This is a genomic window from Burkholderia oklahomensis C6786, assembly GCF_000959365.1.
Lineage (GTDB): Bacteria > Pseudomonadota > Gammaproteobacteria > Burkholderiales > Burkholderiaceae > Burkholderia > Burkholderia oklahomensis.
This window is the reverse complement of the sequence record NZ_CP009556.1, coordinates 1,273,467-1,289,156: the sequence shown is the minus strand read 5'-3', so window position 1 is coordinate 1,289,156 and position 15,690 is coordinate 1,273,467. Positions and strand designations below refer to the sequence as shown.

At 66.4% G+C, this 15,690-nt stretch carries 12 protein-coding genes and 1 pseudogene; 8 read left to right on the top strand and 5 right to left on the bottom strand.

Features of this window, described 5'->3' with window-relative positions; translation table 11 throughout:
• Positions 1 to 5 precede the first annotated feature (5 nt).
• The 3 genes from BG90_RS23590 to BG90_RS23580 are packed head-to-tail and all read left to right on the top strand — an operon-like array spanning position 6 to position 3,654.
• Positions 6 to 2,147, top strand: a complete 2,142-nt coding sequence (locus BG90_RS23590; protein WP_010109842.1) for a CDC48 family AAA ATPase — start codon at positions 6 to 8, stop codon at positions 2,145 to 2,147.
• Positions 2,144 to 2,944 carry a GvpL/GvpF family gas vesicle protein gene (locus BG90_RS23585; protein ID WP_010109843.1) on the top strand — a complete coding sequence of 267 codons (801 nt, stop codon included), beginning with the start codon at positions 2,144 to 2,146 and terminating at the stop codon, positions 2,942 to 2,944. Before BG90_RS23590 ends, BG90_RS23585 begins: the two co-directional genes overlap by 4 nt.
• Positions 2,932 to 3,654 (top strand): GvpL/GvpF family gas vesicle protein, encoded by a 723-nt coding sequence (locus BG90_RS23580; RefSeq protein ID WP_010109844.1) that lies wholly within the window; start codon positions 2,932 to 2,934, stop codon positions 3,652 to 3,654. The genes BG90_RS23585 and BG90_RS23580 overlap by 13 nt, the downstream gene beginning before the upstream one ends.
• Before the next feature lie 244 nt (positions 3,655 to 3,898).
• Here BG90_RS23580 and BG90_RS23575 read toward each other — a convergent pair whose 3' ends face one another.
• Positions 3,899 to 4,921, bottom strand: coding sequence for a succinylglutamate desuccinylase/aspartoacylase family protein (locus tag BG90_RS23575; protein ID WP_010109846.1), 1,023 nt, complete (start codon positions 4,919 to 4,921; stop codon positions 3,899 to 3,901).
• A 595-nt stretch (positions 4,922 to 5,516) separates the two neighbouring features.
• On the opposite strand from BG90_RS23575, the gene BG90_RS23565 reads away from it, so the two are divergent.
• The 3 genes from BG90_RS23565 to BG90_RS23555 all read left to right on the top strand — a co-directional run bounded on the left by BG90_RS23565 (position 5,517) and on the right by BG90_RS23555 (position 8,514).
• Entirely contained in the window at positions 5,517 to 5,750 is a 234-nt protein-coding gene (locus BG90_RS23565; RefSeq protein ID WP_010109848.1) for a DUF7661 family protein, read from the top strand.
• A 221-nt stretch (positions 5,751 to 5,971) separates the two neighbouring features.
• Positions 5,972 to 6,895 carry a YihY/virulence factor BrkB family protein gene (locus tag BG90_RS23560; protein WP_010119887.1) on the top strand — a complete coding sequence of 308 codons (924 nt, stop codon included), beginning with the start codon at positions 5,972 to 5,974 and terminating at the stop codon, positions 6,893 to 6,895.
• Positions 6,896 to 7,350: 455 nt separating this feature from the next.
• Entirely contained in the window at positions 7,351 to 8,514 is a 1,164-nt protein-coding gene (locus BG90_RS23555; RefSeq protein ID WP_010119889.1) for a porin, read from the top strand.
• Positions 8,515 to 9,774: 1,260 nt separating this feature from the next.
• On the opposite strand, the gene BG90_RS23550 is transcribed toward BG90_RS23555, so the two are convergent.
• On the bottom strand, positions 9,775 to 10,218 hold the full coding sequence (locus BG90_RS23550; protein ID WP_025990327.1) for an HU family DNA-binding protein: 444 nt from the start codon (positions 10,216 to 10,218) through the stop codon (positions 9,775 to 9,777).
• Between BG90_RS23550 and BG90_RS23545 the strand changes: the two are divergent.
• Positions 10,217 to 11,621, top strand: a pseudogene (locus BG90_RS23545) (acyltransferase family protein). The gene BG90_RS23550 and the pseudogene BG90_RS23545 sit on opposite strands and share 2 nt — an antisense overlap.
• A 661-nt stretch (positions 11,622 to 12,282) precedes the next feature.
• On the opposite strand, the gene galU reads toward BG90_RS23545, so the two are convergent.
• From galU to BG90_RS36835, 3 genes are read right to left on the bottom strand one after another with little or no spacing between them, the layout of a single operon-like run.
• The gene (gene galU / locus BG90_RS23540; protein ID WP_010109862.1) at positions 12,283 to 13,170 is read right to left on the bottom strand and encodes a UTP--glucose-1-phosphate uridylyltransferase GalU; all 888 of its coding nucleotides are present in this window, start codon (positions 13,168 to 13,170) and stop codon (positions 12,283 to 12,285) included.
• The gene (locus BG90_RS37905; protein WP_010109864.1) at positions 13,164 to 13,448 is read right to left on the bottom strand and encodes a hypothetical protein; all 285 of its coding nucleotides are present in this window, start codon (positions 13,446 to 13,448) and stop codon (positions 13,164 to 13,166) included. The genes galU and BG90_RS37905 overlap by 7 nt, the downstream gene beginning before the upstream one ends.
• Positions 13,449 to 13,592, bottom strand: a complete 144-nt coding sequence (locus BG90_RS36835; RefSeq protein WP_010109866.1) for a hypothetical protein — start codon at positions 13,590 to 13,592, stop codon at positions 13,449 to 13,451.
• Between the two features lie 218 nt (positions 13,593 to 13,810).
• On the opposite strand from BG90_RS36835, the gene BG90_RS23535 reads away from it, so the two are divergent.
• The gene (locus tag BG90_RS23535) at positions 13,811 to 14,983 is read left to right on the top strand and encodes an acyltransferase family protein (RefSeq protein WP_010119892.1); all 1,173 of its coding nucleotides are present in this window, start codon (positions 13,811 to 13,813) and stop codon (positions 14,981 to 14,983) included.
• Positions 14,984 to 15,690 lie beyond the last annotated feature (707 nt).

Below are 15,690 nucleotides of genomic sequence, written 5' to 3'. Positions count from 1 at the left end.
CGGCCATGGACAAAGCGGAACAGACCGGGCTCCAGCTGCGGGTAACCGAAGGCAACGCCCGCGACGTCGGCCGGGCGCTCGCCCGCATGGGGCCGGAGGATCTCGAGCTGCTGGACGCGGCGGTGGGCGATCTCGTCGAAGTGCGCGGCAAGCGCGCCACCGTGTGCAAGGCCATGCTCGCGCACAAGGAGCTGCGCGCCCAGTCGCGGGTGCAGCTGGACGGCGTCGTGCGCGGCAACGCCGGCGCCGGCATCGACGAGCTCGTCACGCTGAAGAAAGTGACGGCGCGTCCGGCGAACCTGGTGCAGCTGGCGCCCATCAACGCCGCCCCCGCGCCGAGCGACCTCGACTACATCGGGGGGCTGCTCGACGGCCTGCCGGTGATCGAGGGCGACCGCATCCGCGCGACGCTGTTCGGCAGCCGCAATGCGGATTTCAAGGTGACGAGCTGCACGCCGCGCGGACCGGTGCTGATCGGCCCGAACACCGAGCTGTCGATCGGACGGCCCGCGAAAGGCGAACCCGCGGTGGCCGCCCCTACCCTGTCGTACGAAGACATCGGCGGCCTCAAGCCGCAATTGATGCGCATCCGCGAAATGATCGAGCTGCCGCTGCGCTATCCCGAAGTCTTCGAACGGCTCGGCGTCGATGCGCCCAAAGGGGTGTTGTTGTACGGCCCGCCGGGCTGCGGCAAGACCCTGATCGCGCGAGCGATCGCCCACGAGTGCGACGCGACCTTCTTCGCGTTGTCCGGCCCCGAGGTGATACACAAGTTCTACGGCGAATCGGAGGCGCACCTGCGCAAGATTTTCGAGGAAGCCGCGCGCAAGGCGCCCGCCATCGTGTTCCTCGATGAAGTGGATGCGATCGCGCCCAAGCGCGAAACCGTCGTCGGCGAAGTGGAGAAGCGCGTGGTCGCGCAATTGCTGGCGTTGATGGACGGCCTCAACGGCCGTCAGCAGGTGATCGTGATCGCCGCCACCAATCTGCCCAACGCGCTCGATCCGGCGTTGCGCCGGCCGGGCCGCTTCGATCGCGAGATCGCGATCCCGATTCCCGATCGCAACGGCCGGCTCGAAGTGCTCGAAATCCACAGTCGCGGCATGCCGCTCGCGGCCGACGTCGAGCTGGATCATCTCGCCGACATCACTCACGGTTTCGTCGGCGCGGATCTCGAGGCGCTGTGCAAGGAAGCGGCCATGCTTTGCCTGCGCCGCCTCCTGTCGGAACTCGATCTCGGCCTGCGCTCGATTTCCTACGAGCAGCTCGATCGCCTCGTCGTGAACATGGACGACTTCCTGTCCGCGCTAGCCGAGATCGATCCGTCGGCAATCCGCGAGGTCTTCGTCGAAATTCCCGACGTGCGCTGGGAAGACGTCGGCGGCCTCGGCAATACGAAGGCGCAGTTGATCGAAGCGCTGGAGTGGCCGCTCAAGTATCCGGAACTGCTGACGCGTGCGGGCGCCAAGCCATCCAAGGGCATCCTGCTCGTCGGCCCGCCCGGTTGCGGCAAGACCTGGCTCGCGAAAGCCGCGGCCAACGAATGCGGCGTCAATTTCATCCCGGTCAAGGGGCCCGAGTTGATGTCGAAGTACATCGGCGAATCGGAAAAAGGCGTGCGCGACGTGTTCCGCAAGGCGCGGCATGCAGCGCCCTGCCTGCTGTTCTTCGACGAAATCGACGCGCTCGCGCCCCGGCGCGGCGAAGGCGCCTCCGGCGCGCACGTGCCGGAGCGCCTGCTGTCGCAGTTTCTGGCCGAATTCGACGGCATCGAGGATCTGAAAGGCGTGATGGTGCTCGCCGCGACGAACCGCATCGACATGCTCGATCCGGCCGTGCTGCGTCCCGGCCGCTTCGACGAGATCATCGAAATTGCGCTGCCCGACCCGGCCGCCCGCCGCGAGATCTTCGACGTGCACCTGCGCCGCAAGCCGCTCGCGACCGACGTGGCCAGCGAGCAGCTGGCGGCGGAAAGCGACGGGTTCTCGGCCGCCGAGATCGCGTCGGTGTGCCGCCGCGCGGCGCTGTCCGCAGTGCGTCGCGCGGTCGTCGCGGGCATCCACGATCCGGCGCTGGTGCAACTGACCGGCGCCGATCTGGACGAGGCGATCCAGGAAGCCCGGCAGCGGCGCAAGCAGATGCAATGAACGACGCCCTCTATCTCTTTTGCTTCGCGCGAGCCGACAGTCTCGAGCCGGCATTGGCCACGAGACCGCCCGGCGAGCCGCGGCTGCAACTGCTGCGCCAAGGGGATCTGGCCGCGGTGCTGTGCGACGCGTCGCGCAGCGAGTTCGCCGGGGCCGACGCCGAGCGGCGGCTCGCGGACCCTGCGTGGATCGCCGGCCGAGTGGCGACCCACGCCGCGGCGATCGAGTGGGCGATGCGATATTCGCCGGTCTTTCCGGCCCAGTTCGGCACCTTGTTTTCCAGCGCCGACCGGGTCGTCGCGTTGATGCAAAGCTGTCACCCGCGCATCGGCCGCGTCCTCGATCATGTCGACGGAAAGACGGAGTGGGCCGTCAAAGGCTGGCTCGATCGGCCGGCCGCCATCGATTCGCAGGCCGCGTCGATCCGCGCCGGCGAGCCGGAGCCGGCGGCACGCTCGGCCGGCGCCGGCTATCTGCGCGAGCGGCAGCTTCAGGCGCGGGCCGGCCAGAATCTGCGCCGCTGGCTCGAGCAGAGCGTGCCGCTAGTCTCGGCGCGATTGCAGCGCCAAGCGGTGGAAACGTGTAGCCGGCCGTGGCGGGCATCGGATGCGCCGAACGAAATCGTGGCGAACTGGGCGTTCCTCGTGCGAAACCGCGACGTCCCGGCATTCCGCCGGCAGATGGAAGCCATCAACGCCGAGTTCGCCACGCAGGGATTGCGCTTCGACCTCTCCGGGCCCTGGCCGCCGTACAGCTTTTGCGTTCCGCTCACCGAAGAGACGACATGGCCTGGCTGATCTACGCCGTCATGAGACCGAGGCGTTCCATCGCGTTGCCGCCGGGCGTGGACGGCGCGCGGCTCGAGATCGTGGACGGCGCGCACCTTCGCACCGTCGTCTCGGAACATGCTCAAGCGCCGTCGGCCACGGTACCGGCGGCGCTCACGTTCGGCCAGGCGGTGGCCGCGCTGTTCCGGCACGGCGCGATCATGCCGATGCGCTTTCCCACCTGCCTCGACGACAAGCAAGCCGTGCGCGCCTGGCTCGACGACGAATGCGATGCGTATGGGGATCTGCTGCAGCGGGTCGACGGCTGCGTCGAAATGGGGCTGCGATTCCCACTCGCCGACGATGCGCACGTGCAGCCGCGGTCGCACGCCGGCGGTCCCGGCCATGCCTATCTTGCCGCTCGCGCAGCGCCGAGCGCCGGCGCGCTGTCGCAGGGGGAACGCATGGCGGCGACGCTTCGCGGCCTGTATCGCGACTGGCGGTTCGACGGGCTGGTGGAAGGCTTCGCCAGCCTGAGCTTTCTCGTCCCGCAAACCGCGCTCGACGACTTCCTCGACCGATGCCGGCACACGGCGCGCCGGACCGCCTTGCCGCTCTACGTGTCGGGTCCGTGGCCGCCGTACAGTTTCGCCGCGGACGAGCGCTCATCGTCGCCGGGCCGCATGGCGCCCGCCGACCGGCGAGCGCCCCCCGGCCTCGACAGCAGCGTCAAAATTTGAAAGCGTCGTGGGTTCGGAACGACACGACGACGCGCGTCGAAGACCGCGTGCCGATTGCCGCGCGACCAGCGGCCAGACGGAGATCGGCGTGACGATGCAGCGGATCGTCGAATGCGCGCGCCCACTCAATGCCGGAACTCGGCAGTTCGATCGTGCAAAGCGCTGACGGCGGGATGGCGCGTCATCGGGCCGCTGCGCGTTCGCGTCTCGACACTCGCCCGGATGCGCACGCCCGTCGGCACCGTCACGCCGATGCGTCGTCTTCCGCGAGCTGAAACAGGCAATCGCCGCGCTGCACCTGCGCGGGCACGCGTTTGCAGACGACTTCGCCGTCGCTCGCGAAGCGCTGCACGACGTGCTCGCGCAACGGCGTATCGGGAAAATGGATCAGCGCCGCGGGCTGACCCGCGCGCACGCGCTCGCCGAGCTCGACGAGCGGCTCGTAGAGCCCCTTGTCGTACGCATAGACATAGTGATGCGCGCCGCCCACCCGCATGAAGCGCGTCTGCGCGGGCGGACTGTCCGGCACGAGCGGGCCGCGCAGCGCGCCGACGAAGCCGAGGAAATGCAGCAGGCCGCGGCGCGCGTCGCGAATCAGCGCCGGGTCGGACATCCCGCCGCCGCCCAGCTCGGTCAGGATCGAGATCGCGCCTTGCCGGCGCGCGGCCGACGACGCATGCACCGGATTCGGCGCGTGCAGGAATGCGCGCGGCAGGCCGAATGCGGCGAGCAGCGCGCGCACGCGCGCGCGCTCCGCCGCATCGCGCGGCTCGAGCGCGAGCATGTTGCCGCCTTGATAGAGGAGCGAGCTGCCGCCCGAATGCAGATCGACGAGATATTGCGCGCGCGGCAGCAGCGTGTGCTCGATGTAATCGGCGATCACGTCGGTCGGCGTGCCGGCCGGGTTGCCCGGAAAGCTGCGGTTCAGATTGCCGCCGTCGATCGGCGATACACGCGAGCCCGCGTCCGCCGCCGGGAAATTCGCCATCGGCAGGAAAATCAGCTGCCCGTCGACCCTCTCCGCGTCGATCTCCCGCACGACACGCGATACGACGATCTGCCCTTCGTACTCGTCGCCGTGGTTGCCGGCCATCACCAGCACGACGGGGCCGCCGCCGTTGCGAATCGACACGATCGGAACCGGAATCCATCCGTACGCCGAACGATGGACCGAGTGCGGCAGGCGCAGATAGCCGGCATGCTTGCCGTTCGCGTCGAGATCGATTTCGCTGCGGATGGGATTTCGGAAGCGCGGGGTGTCGGTCATGGTCGGCATCGGCCTGCGACGGCCTGAGCAGTGGCGGAACTGTGAGAGGAAGCTTACCGGCAATCGCCGGCGGGCGCCCGGGGTGCCGCGGCTTGCAAGGCATGCGGTTCTGCGGCGCCGGTGCGACGGTGCGGTGCTGCGGATGCGCCGATGCTGCGCCGGCGTGCGCAATGTCGACGGCGCAGACGTCGCGGCACGGCACCGCCGCATAGGTCGTGAACGTTTCGGGGACATCGGCGTCGCCGCGCTTCACGGGCGCTGCGGGCGCTGCGGGCGCTGCGGGCGTCGCGGGCGTCGCGGGCGTCGCGGGCGTCGCGGGCGTCGCGGGCGTCGCGGGCGTCAGGATCGTAGCGCGCCGCCGCATCGGCGGGAACGATCCATCCGTCCGATCGTTATGCGCCGCTCGCTGCTTTGCATAACGCACTTGCAGCATAGTCGCCCCCGAGCGCATCGGATGCATCGTGCAACGGTTTTCTGCTAACGTCGCCCTGCGAACGTGTTCGTTCCGCGCAAGCGCTGCTGGCGAACGCGCCGTCCTTCGCGCGGCCCGTGCGCGCGCGCCGCGCAAGCGCCCCAACCCTCAGGAGCCCCTCCCATGACAACACACCGGTTCGACGTGTTCGGCAGGCAGATCCTGGTCGAGCGCACACAGGATCGCTGGGTGCCGTTCTATCCCGGCACGGACGGCAAGCGCCGTCCCGCGCATTTCGTCATTCCCGATTTCCTCGAAGCCGACGAGCTGGGCCAGTATCTCGGCGACCTGTTTCACGAGAGCGCGACGCCCAACAACGGCGACGTCCGCCGCCTCGATCTTCCGGAGCCCGATTGACCGCGCGGGCGGCGGCTGCATCCGCCGTCGGCGCCGCGGCGAAGCGCAACGAACGCATGCCGGCGCGAACGCGCGGCGACGCAACGCACAGCCGGCCCGGCGCCCCCATGTTGTCGCTTCTTCGCCGGATTGAATAAACTTTTCTCATTACGCGGCGTCCGACGCAAAAACGGCAAACGCCCCCCGGCGCGGCCCCACGCTCGCGCCCGTACGCGCAATCCATGAAATCATTGATCCCGCAGCAACCGCACAAGCTCGTCCGTCATAACGTCAACTGGGCGGTGAACGCGTTCAAGCGCTTCTCCACCGACCGCTGCTCCGCGATGGCGGCGAGCATCGCGTTCTATTCCGCGTTCTCGCTCGCGCCGACGCTCGTGATGGTGATCGCCGTCGCCGGCTGGTTCTTCGGCGCAGACGCCGCGCGCGGCGAGGTGTTCAGTCACGTCCACGAGCTGATCGGCAACGAGGCGGCGGCCGGCGTGCAGACGATCGTCGAGAACGCGCACCGCAGCGGCAGCCGCGGCGGCATCGCGGCGCTGATCTCGTTCGCGATGCTCGCGGTCGGCGCTTCGGCGACGTTCGCGTCGCTCAACACGGCGCTCAGCGTGATCTGGCCCGCGACCGGGACGCGCGCATCGTCCGTGCTCGGCCTCGTGCGGGTGCGGCTGGTCTCGTTCGGACTCGTGCTCGGCGTCGCGTTCCTGCTGATCGTGTCGCTCGTGCTGGACACCGCGATCACGTTCGTCGGCCGCTGGCTGTGGGGCAACTCGCCATACGTCGTGATCGGCAACCTGCTGCAGTTCTCGATCGGCATCGCGGTGCTCGCGTTCGCGTTCGGCACGCTGATGAAGTTCCTGCCGGACGCGCGCGTGTCGATCCGCGACGCGATGACGGGCGGCATCGTCTCCGCCGTGCTGTTCTCGGCGGGCAAGAAGCTCTTCGCGCTGTACCTCGCGCACGCGGGCACGGCGAGCGCGTTCGGCGCGGCGGGATCGTTCGCAGTGCTGCTGATGTGGCTGTATTTCTCGGCCGCGGTGCTGCTGCTCGGCGCGGAATTCGCGGCGGCGCGCGGCGCCGCGCACGCGGCGGACGACGCCGCTGTCGAAGTCGAAGCCGCGGCGGTACGCAGCGACCCACGCGATTGACGCATTGGAAATATGGGTCTAAACGGTCCGCGCCTTACGCCGGCCTTTCCGCATCTTGCGCCCAAGCAAATGATCGGCTCGGCGCGCGCGTGCGCCGAACGCCGCCGCGCGAATGCACTCCGCCGCGCCGTCTCGCGGCGTCGGGTCGCACGTTGAACGCGGCCGTGGCCCGACCTGCAAGCGCAAACGTTTGCCCATCCTGATTTCGTTGCAAGAACAACCTCAAAACACTCGTCCCCCAGTGAACGACGCTTGTTGTCGCAACAATCGCGGTGCAACAATCGCCCAGCATTCCCCAAACCGAAACAGTCGCTTATGTGATTGATATAAAAAGACTTTCCCCCACTGTCACCTTTTCGAGACACTTTATTTTTTTGGATTTCTTGCGTCTGGTGCAGTGCGCTATTCTCCAATCCGCAACAAATAACGACTCACTCGCGTGGAGAAATAACTCGATGAAGAAACTTGCTCTGTCTACCCTCTCGCTCGCCCTGCTGGGCGCAGCCGGTGCAGCTCAGGCTCAAAGCAGCGTCACGCTGTATGGCGTGATTGATACGTCGATCACCTACGTCCACGGCAACAACGGTCAGGCCAACAACGCATGGCTGATGGGCAGCGGCAACCTGCAAGGCAGCCGCTGGGGCCTGAAGGGCACCGAGGACCTCGGCTCGGGCCTGAAGGCGATCTTCCAGTTGGAAAACGGCTTCAACTCGAATGACGGTACGCTCGGCCAAGGCAAGCGCATGTTCGGCCGTCAGGCGTTCGTCGGTCTGCAAAGCGATCAATACGGCACGCTGACGCTCGGCCGCCAATACGATCCGATCGTCGACCTGGTTCAACCGGTCACGGCGGACAACTACTTCGGCAGCCTGTTCGCCACCCCGGGTGACGTCGACAACAACGACAACAGCCTGCGCGTGAACAACACGGTCAAGTACACGTCGCCCGTGTTCGCCGGCTTCCAGTTCGAAGCCCTGTACGGCTTCAGCGGCATCGCGGGTTCGCCGGGCACCGGCCAGACGTGGTCTGCCGCCGCTGCGTACAACAACGGCCCGCTCGGCATTGCCGCCGGCTACTTCCACGCGTCGAATTCGGCTCCGCTCGGCACGACCGGCGTTCGTACGGGCTGGGGTAGTTCGTCCGACGCGATCTTCGACGGTCCGGACAACTCGCTGTTCCTGAACAACGGCTACGCGACGGCCAAGTCGATCGGCATCGCTCAAGTCGGCGCTCAATACGTGATCGGTCCGGTCACGTTCGGCCTCGGCTACAGCAATGCGCAATACAAGTCGGACAACGCGTCGGCGTTCGGCTCGACCGAGAAGTACAACACGGGCCGCGGCTTCGTCACGTACCAAGCGACGTCGGCGCTGCTGCTGGGCCTCGGCTACATCTACACGAAGTCGAGCGGCGACTCGAACGCGAAGTACCACCAGGTTTCGCTGGGTGCGGACTACTCGCTGTCGAAGCGTACCGATGTCTACCTGGCGGGTGCGTACCAGCATGCGAGCGGCACGCAAGCGGGCGGCGGCGACGCGCAAGCTTCGATCGGCTCGTACGGCATCGGCGGTACGAAGTCGCAAGAGATGGTCGCTCTGGGCCTGCGCCACAAGTTCTAAGCGCAGCCGCGAGCAGCGGTTCGGCGACGCCCTCGGGCGTCGCGGCCGCGACCGCAAAGCCAGCCTGACGCATGTGCGGCCGGCTGGCTTTTTTGTTGGCGGCGGGCCGTGCGGGAGTACATCGAACGGCGCGAAGACGGAGTGGGCGAATCGCCCGCCATCGGCATGCGCGATGGCGCTCGGAAGCCGCGCCGCAAGCGCCATACGCGTTCCGCAATCCCGGGTAAGGAACGGCCCCGAACATCGCTCGCAAGCCCAGCAAGGCCGGCATGACGCGCCTGCGGACCGAAGGCTTCGCTGTCGCGAGCCAGGCGGCGTGCAACGAGCAGCGCGGCACGGCCGACGCTTTCCTGCGACGCAGCCCGACGACGCGCATCGCCGTTTCTCAGCGCTCCGCTACGGCAAGCTCTTCCCGCGCCACACTTCCCCAGTACGATCGCGCGCTTGGATCCGAACAGCGTTACAGTACGTCGCCCGTCGGCGCCGCCCAATCCGACGCAGAACATTCGTCGACGTTTCGCTCCGCCAGACTGCGTTGGAGCCCGAGAGTTCGACGCGCGCAGGGCTGAGCGACAAGTGGCCGACGTCGCTGCCGACGATCCGCCACGCCGTCATCGCACGGCATGCGTGACCGAGCCCGGCACTCGGCAGCCCGATCGCGCCGCGCGCTATCGTCGCCGCCGCGCGTGCGGATTCCGATGCGCGTGCCGGCCGGTTGCTCCACGCGCAATCTCAAAATGGACCGGCATGCTATCGCCAGCGCGCGCCCGACACCGTCACGTCGCACACGCGCTTCGCCGGTCTACATGCGCTTGCTGCGCCCATTTGTTCGACCGTCGACGACTCCTCGCTCCCATCGCTCCGCAACGCTTCCATCGCCATGGGCTGCCCGGCTGCTCGTCCGCGCATCGCATTGCAAGCGCATAGGCATCCCTGACATACCGGCTCGCCGGCGAGCGTTGCGCGACATCGCATCGTCGCCGCATCGATCCTCGTTCGCCGGCAACCGGCAGACGTACGTCTCGCCGCATAGCGGCGACGCCCGCTCCGCCGCCACTGCAACGGCGCCGCGCGCCCGTTCGCAGCCGCACGCCGCACGCCACACTCGCACACGTACTCGTCGCGCGCCGCACACCTCGCACCGCGAACCGCGCGCCGCGCGCCGCGCACAGACAAAAAAATCCCCGCGCGCTTTCGCACGCGGGGACTTTTTCGGACTATCGCAGCTACCGGACGATTCCGGCAAACCGCACGCCGTCCTTACGCTGCCGCGTCCTTCAGCTTCTTCAGCGCGCGGGCCTTCACGCGCACGCTGGCCGGCTTCGCCGGGAACCAGCGCTCTTCGCCCGTGAACGGGTCCTTGCCGAAGCGCTTCTTCTTCGCCGGCACGGCTTGCGCCGAGATCTTCAGAAGGCCCGGCAGCGTGAACTCGCCCGCACCCTTCTTGTGGATCGAACCGAGGATCGCGTTCTCGAGTGCCGTCAGCACAGCCTTCACGGCCTTCAGTTCGACCTCGGCGCGCTCGGCGATGTGAGCGGCGAGCGACGCCTTCGTGAACGAGTCCTTGAGCGGCGTCGGAGCGGCGGACGCCTTCGCGACAGCCTTCTTGGCCACTACTTTCTTCGCGGGCGCTGCTTTCTTGGCAGCCACTTTCTTGGCCGGTGCGGCAGCCTTCTTAGCCACCTTTTTTGCGGAAGTCGCCATGTTTCTCCTACCAGGTGTGGTCGTTGGATACACGAAGCGCGCGACATGCGAGCTTCAACGCCGGATTCTACAAGCGCCGCGCCGCTTCGTGCAGCACTTTTATGCGTTATCCGCGGGTTTCCCGCAGGTTTTGTTGCGCGCCGCTGACTACGGATGTCGTTTCGGCCCGTATACGCAGCGTTTTTTTGTGTCGCGCGCCGAATCGACACGGCGAATTATGTTCGACATTTGCATTCCTATACTGTCCGTCGGCATCGCATCGCTTGGGATATGGAATGCGCGCAATCAAGCACGTTAGAGGACTCGACGGTTTGCGCGCCGTCGCCGTCACACTTGTCTTCCTATCGCACCGCGCGCACTTCGGCGCGGTCGACGTCGGCCAGATCGGCGTCTGGACGTTCTTCCTCATCAGCGGCTTTCTGATCGTCGGCGAGCTGCACCGCAGCCGGCTCGCGATCGAGCGCGGCACGTCGTGCCGCCGCTACGCGTTCTGGCTGTTCGCGGGCAAGCGCGCGCTGCGCATCCTGCCCGTCTACTACCTGCTGCTCGCCGCGCTCGCGATCGCGCATCGCCACGTCTATCAGCACGGCGTCGATCTCGGGCTGCGCTGGCACGTGGTGTTTCTGTCGGACTATTGGATCGGCGCCGTCAAGGACGGCTGGCCCGGCAGCACGTCGCACTTCTGGAGCCTCGCCGTCGAACAGCAGTTCTATCTGATCGCGCCGCTCGTGCTGCTCGCGACCCGCGCGTCGCGCCATCTCGCGTTTTGCGCGGCGGCCGTCGCGCTCGCCGCGGTCGCGCACGCGCTGCTGTATCTGCGACACGCATCGCCGGTGCTCATTTACGCGTTCTCGCCGTGGAATTTCGCGTTGATCGCGCTCGGCGGCATCGGCGGGATCCTGCACAGCGGCGGCGTCACCGCGCCGAAAGGCGTCGTCGGCGCGCTCATACCCTGGGTCGGCGCTGCAGGCGCGGCGTTCTGCTCGACGCTGGCGCTATGGGCCGCGCCGCTTTCCGCCGCGGCCGGCGGTCCAGCGGACATCGCCCTCGGCGTCTCGCTCGGCATCCTGCTGTTCTGGATCGTGAGCCGTCCCGAACATCCGGCCGTCGCGCTGCTCGAATGGGCGCCGATCGCTTACCTCGGCACCATCAGCTACGGGTTCTATCTGTTCCATAACCTGATTCCGGAGCATTTCGGCGTGATGCCGGGCCTCTACGAACGGCTGCACGTCCCGCACTCGCTGCGGGAATTGCTGCCCGAAATCCTGCAGTTCCTGCTGTCCGTGCTGCTCGCGCATCTGTCGTGGCAGTACCTGGAAAAGCGCGTGCTGGACTACAAGAAACCGCTCGAGACCGTATTGCGTCGGCGGTTCGCGCCGCGTGAGCGCACGGCCGTGCGATGACGTGCACGATGCCGCAAAACGCGTGTATTCGGCGACAGGGGCCGCGGGCCGCTCGAAGCCGCGTTGCGCCGCGGGTTCGCGAGCAGCGACGCTGACACTTGATCACGCAAGAGTCATTCGAGCGCAGGAGGTCGATACGCGGCCATGCCGTTTCGCATGCGGAGCACTGCCGCATCGACATGTCGCTGGACACTCCTTCCCGTTTGGCCCTTCGTCACCAGCCTCAACCTCGCCGGTCTATCCTGTGACTACTACGGCCGCTGCTGACTTCTCGCTCCGGCTCGACACCGTCGCCCTTTCAGGCATGAGGCGAGTTCTCCCCAGGTAAGAACGCACTCCTTCATCGCACAACCGCCGCATCTACGCCGCTTCGCCTTGGTCACGAGAGCTTCGCGGTTATGGGCCCGTTCGCCCTGCTCGGCAGCGCCTTCTATGCAGTTCTTGTTCATCGGCTCACGATTTACGCTCCACGCTTCCTCCCCACATTCGGTCGCCCTCATGCAGTTGCGCTTCACTTCATTCGCTGTGACCAGCTCATGGCGGGACTTGCACCCGCAGGAGTGCGCCCATGCTGGGCGCACCCATAAAAATGCCCCGGCTCGTGCGAACCGGGGCCAACGGAACAACCACCACACACCTTGGACGTCAGAAGACAGGGATGCTAAGCGACCGCGGCAAGCGCCGGCAGACAGTTGCGCAGATATGCCTCGAAATCGCGGCCCACTTCCGGATGCTGGAGCGCGAGCTCGACAGTCGCCTTCAGATAGCCGAGCTTGCTGCCGCAGTCGAAGCGGGTGCCGTAATACCGGTACGCGAGCACCTGCTCCTCGGTCAGCAGCGACTGCACCGCATCCGTCAGTTGCAGCTCGCCGCCCGCGCCCGGCTTGGTCTTGCGCAGGTGATCGAAGATGCTCGGCATCAGCACGTAGCGCCCGACGACGCCGAGATTCGACGGCGCATGCTCGGGCGCCGGCTTCTCGATGATGCCCGACAGCTTGATGATGTCCTCTTCCCACTCGCGCCCTTCGACGACGCCGTACGAGCGGCTTTCCTCGCGCTCGATCGTTTCGACGCCGATCACCGAGCTGTGATAGTGGTTGAAGACGTCGACGAGCTGCTTGAGCACCGGCTGATCGCCGTGCAGCAGATCGTCGGCGAGGATCACCGCGAACGGCTCGCCGTGCACGAGCTTCTCCGCGCAGAGCACCGCATGGCCCAGGCCGAGCGCGGCCGGCTGGCGCACGTAGAAGCAATCGACGTGACTCGGCTTGATGCTGCGCACGAGTTCGAGCAGCTTCTCCTTGCCGCGCGCCTCGAGCTCGGACTCGATTTCGAACGACTTGTCGAAGTGATCTTCGATCGCGCGCTTGCTGCGCCCCGTCACGAAGATCATCTCGGTGATGCCGGCATTGATCGCCTCTTCGACCGCATACTGGATCAGCGGCTTGTCGACGACCGGCAGCATTTCCTTGGGACTCGCCTTGGTGGCGGGCAAAAACCGTGTGCCGAGACCGGCAACGGGGAACACGGCTTTGGTGACTTTCAACATGATCGCATCCCGAAAGTGTTGACGGTTGGCCGGGCGTCAAATGTCGGGGTCGCACGCCAAGCGCGGCTGCGCTCGACGGGCGATGCGCATCGGCATTCGACGCGCCGGCAAAACATCAATCTGAAAAAATATCGTCTGCTTAACGCGGTTCTTCTTTCATTAATATGAAAGGACCGCCCGGATATATGCATATTCGGATAATCATCGCGGAGTCGGTCGATCTTGCCGACCCGCCGGTTGCTTCGCGACAATTTACCGATTCGATCCGGTACATTCAATTATTCGAATTCCTCCGAATAAGGCGCGCGGCCGCGGCCGAAGCCGAAGCGGTTGATCGGCTCGTTCTTCAGCGCGTCCCGATAAGCCGACAGCACCGCCATGACGAGCAGTACGGCGCCGCTTGCGATCCAATGCATGTCCATCGTGGGCTCCTTCCTTCAATCGACATGGGATCTCAAGCTATCAGAAAAAAATCGATAAATAATTTGCCGCCATACCGCAACGTGAAAACCGTTACGAATGGATACGAATAATTACACTTATTGGATAAGCGATTTTTTTATTCTCCCGTCCGGATTTCTTGCGGATTACGATCGAATGGCGCCTTTCGCGCCTTTCTCATTGCAAGGAACCGGACCGCATGAATGCTTCGAGCGTGACGTTGGGCGCGCGGCCGCCCGCCACCGACCACAAGGAACACCTGATCGACGCGCTGCGCGGCTTCGCCGCGCTGCTCGTCGCGTACTTTCACTGCCGGCAGGTCGTGTGGGTCGGGATGCAGAGCTTCCATCGGACCTATGGCCATTCGCTCGATCCGAGCGTGATCGTCGGCTATCTGACGTTTCCGTTCGCGTGGGGCTCGGCCGGCGTGCCCATCTTCTTCGTGATCAGCGGCTATTGCATCCACCGCAACGCGGCGCTCAAGCTCGCCGCCGATCCGTCGTACCGGCTCAACGCGCCGAACTTCTGGGCGCGTCGCTTCGCCCGCATCTATCCGGTGCTGCTCGCCGCGCTCGTCGCGACGCTCGTGTTCGACTCGATCAGCCTGCAGATCGAGCCCGTCAGCCACAAGATCCGCGACATCGGGCTCACGTCGTTCGTCGTCAACCTGCTTTCGCTGCAGGGCGTCGCGGGCTACACGTACGGGTCGAACGGCGCGCTATGGACCTTGTCGCTCGAAGTGCAGTTCTACGCGATCTACCCGCTCCTCTTCGCGGCGCGCCGCCGCTTCGGAATGCTGCCCGTCGTCGTCGCGATCGCGCTCGTCAATGTCGCGTCGGCCTGGCTGCTCGAGCGGCACGACCTGCAGTTTTTTACGTCGTACTGGCTGTCGTGGACAGTCGGCGCGTGGATCGCCGACGTCCGCGCGCGGCGCGACGCGCACGTCGCGCCTGCCCCGTCGCGGCTCTGGTACCTGGCCGCGGCGATCGGCGTCGCGCTCGGCTGCGTCGCGTTCCATTTCGGGCAGTACGGCGCGTTCCAGCTATGGGCGGCCGGCTTCGCGTGCTACCTGTACGCGGCGCTCGCGCGGCCCGTGCCGGCTTCCGCGCCGATGCGGGCGCTGTCGTGGTTCGGCGATTTCAGCTATTCACTGTACCTGATCCATCTGCCGTTCTTCGTGTGCGTCGCGTCGGTGCTGTACCGATCCGAGCTGCAGTTGTCGATCTGGCCGTCGTTCGCGTTCATCGCGGCCGTCGTGCCCGTCGCGTATCTGTTCTACCGGATGTTCGAGCTGCCGGCGATGCGCTGGTCGGCGAGCCTCAAGCCGAAGCGGGCCGTCGCGGCGGCCGCGCAGCAGCAGATGCCTGTCTGACGAGCGGGGCAGGCGGCTTGCGGCGGGCCTGCTGCGCGAGGATCGAAGCGGCCAACGCATCGTGTGCCGGCAGTATGAGCGCGGTTGCAGTCAGCGTGCGCTGGGCGGCGCGGTAAATCGGGCTCGTGCATGGCGACGTTGCCGCGAATGTCTTCGACACACCACCCTCGATACGTCTCGGTCGGAAACCGTTTCATAGGGCCTTGGGCGCGTGAAGACAGCGATCCGAACGTCGCTGCGGCGATGCGAGCGATCGCGCGGCACGTCTGACGCCCCACCGGCGGCATGAACGGACACGCATCAATCCGATGCTTCTGCTCCGCGATATGACGGGCTGCGAAGCAATTCCGGCGGCTGCCGACGATGCGAGCGACGGCGCGTTCGGGCACCCAGTGTCGCCAGTGTGATCGCCGAGGCGCGCACGCGGACGTGCGCCAGGCGATGCGGTCGACTCCGATCCGGTCCCGACGCCTGCTCGGCGATGTGAGCGACTCTGGAATAATCCAAGCCCACGGGCCTGCAATATGAACACCGGGTCGCGATTCGCAGGCCTACGCGGCAATGCAGCGGCCAGGCGACGAAATCCGCGACCGGCTGCGTCCTGTCGAAAGCGCTCGAACGAACGACGCCGCGCCGATCTCGGAAAACGCCCGACCCGAACGGGTCGAACGGCGAAGCGATCGAGCCGCGTCCGTCACGAGAAATGA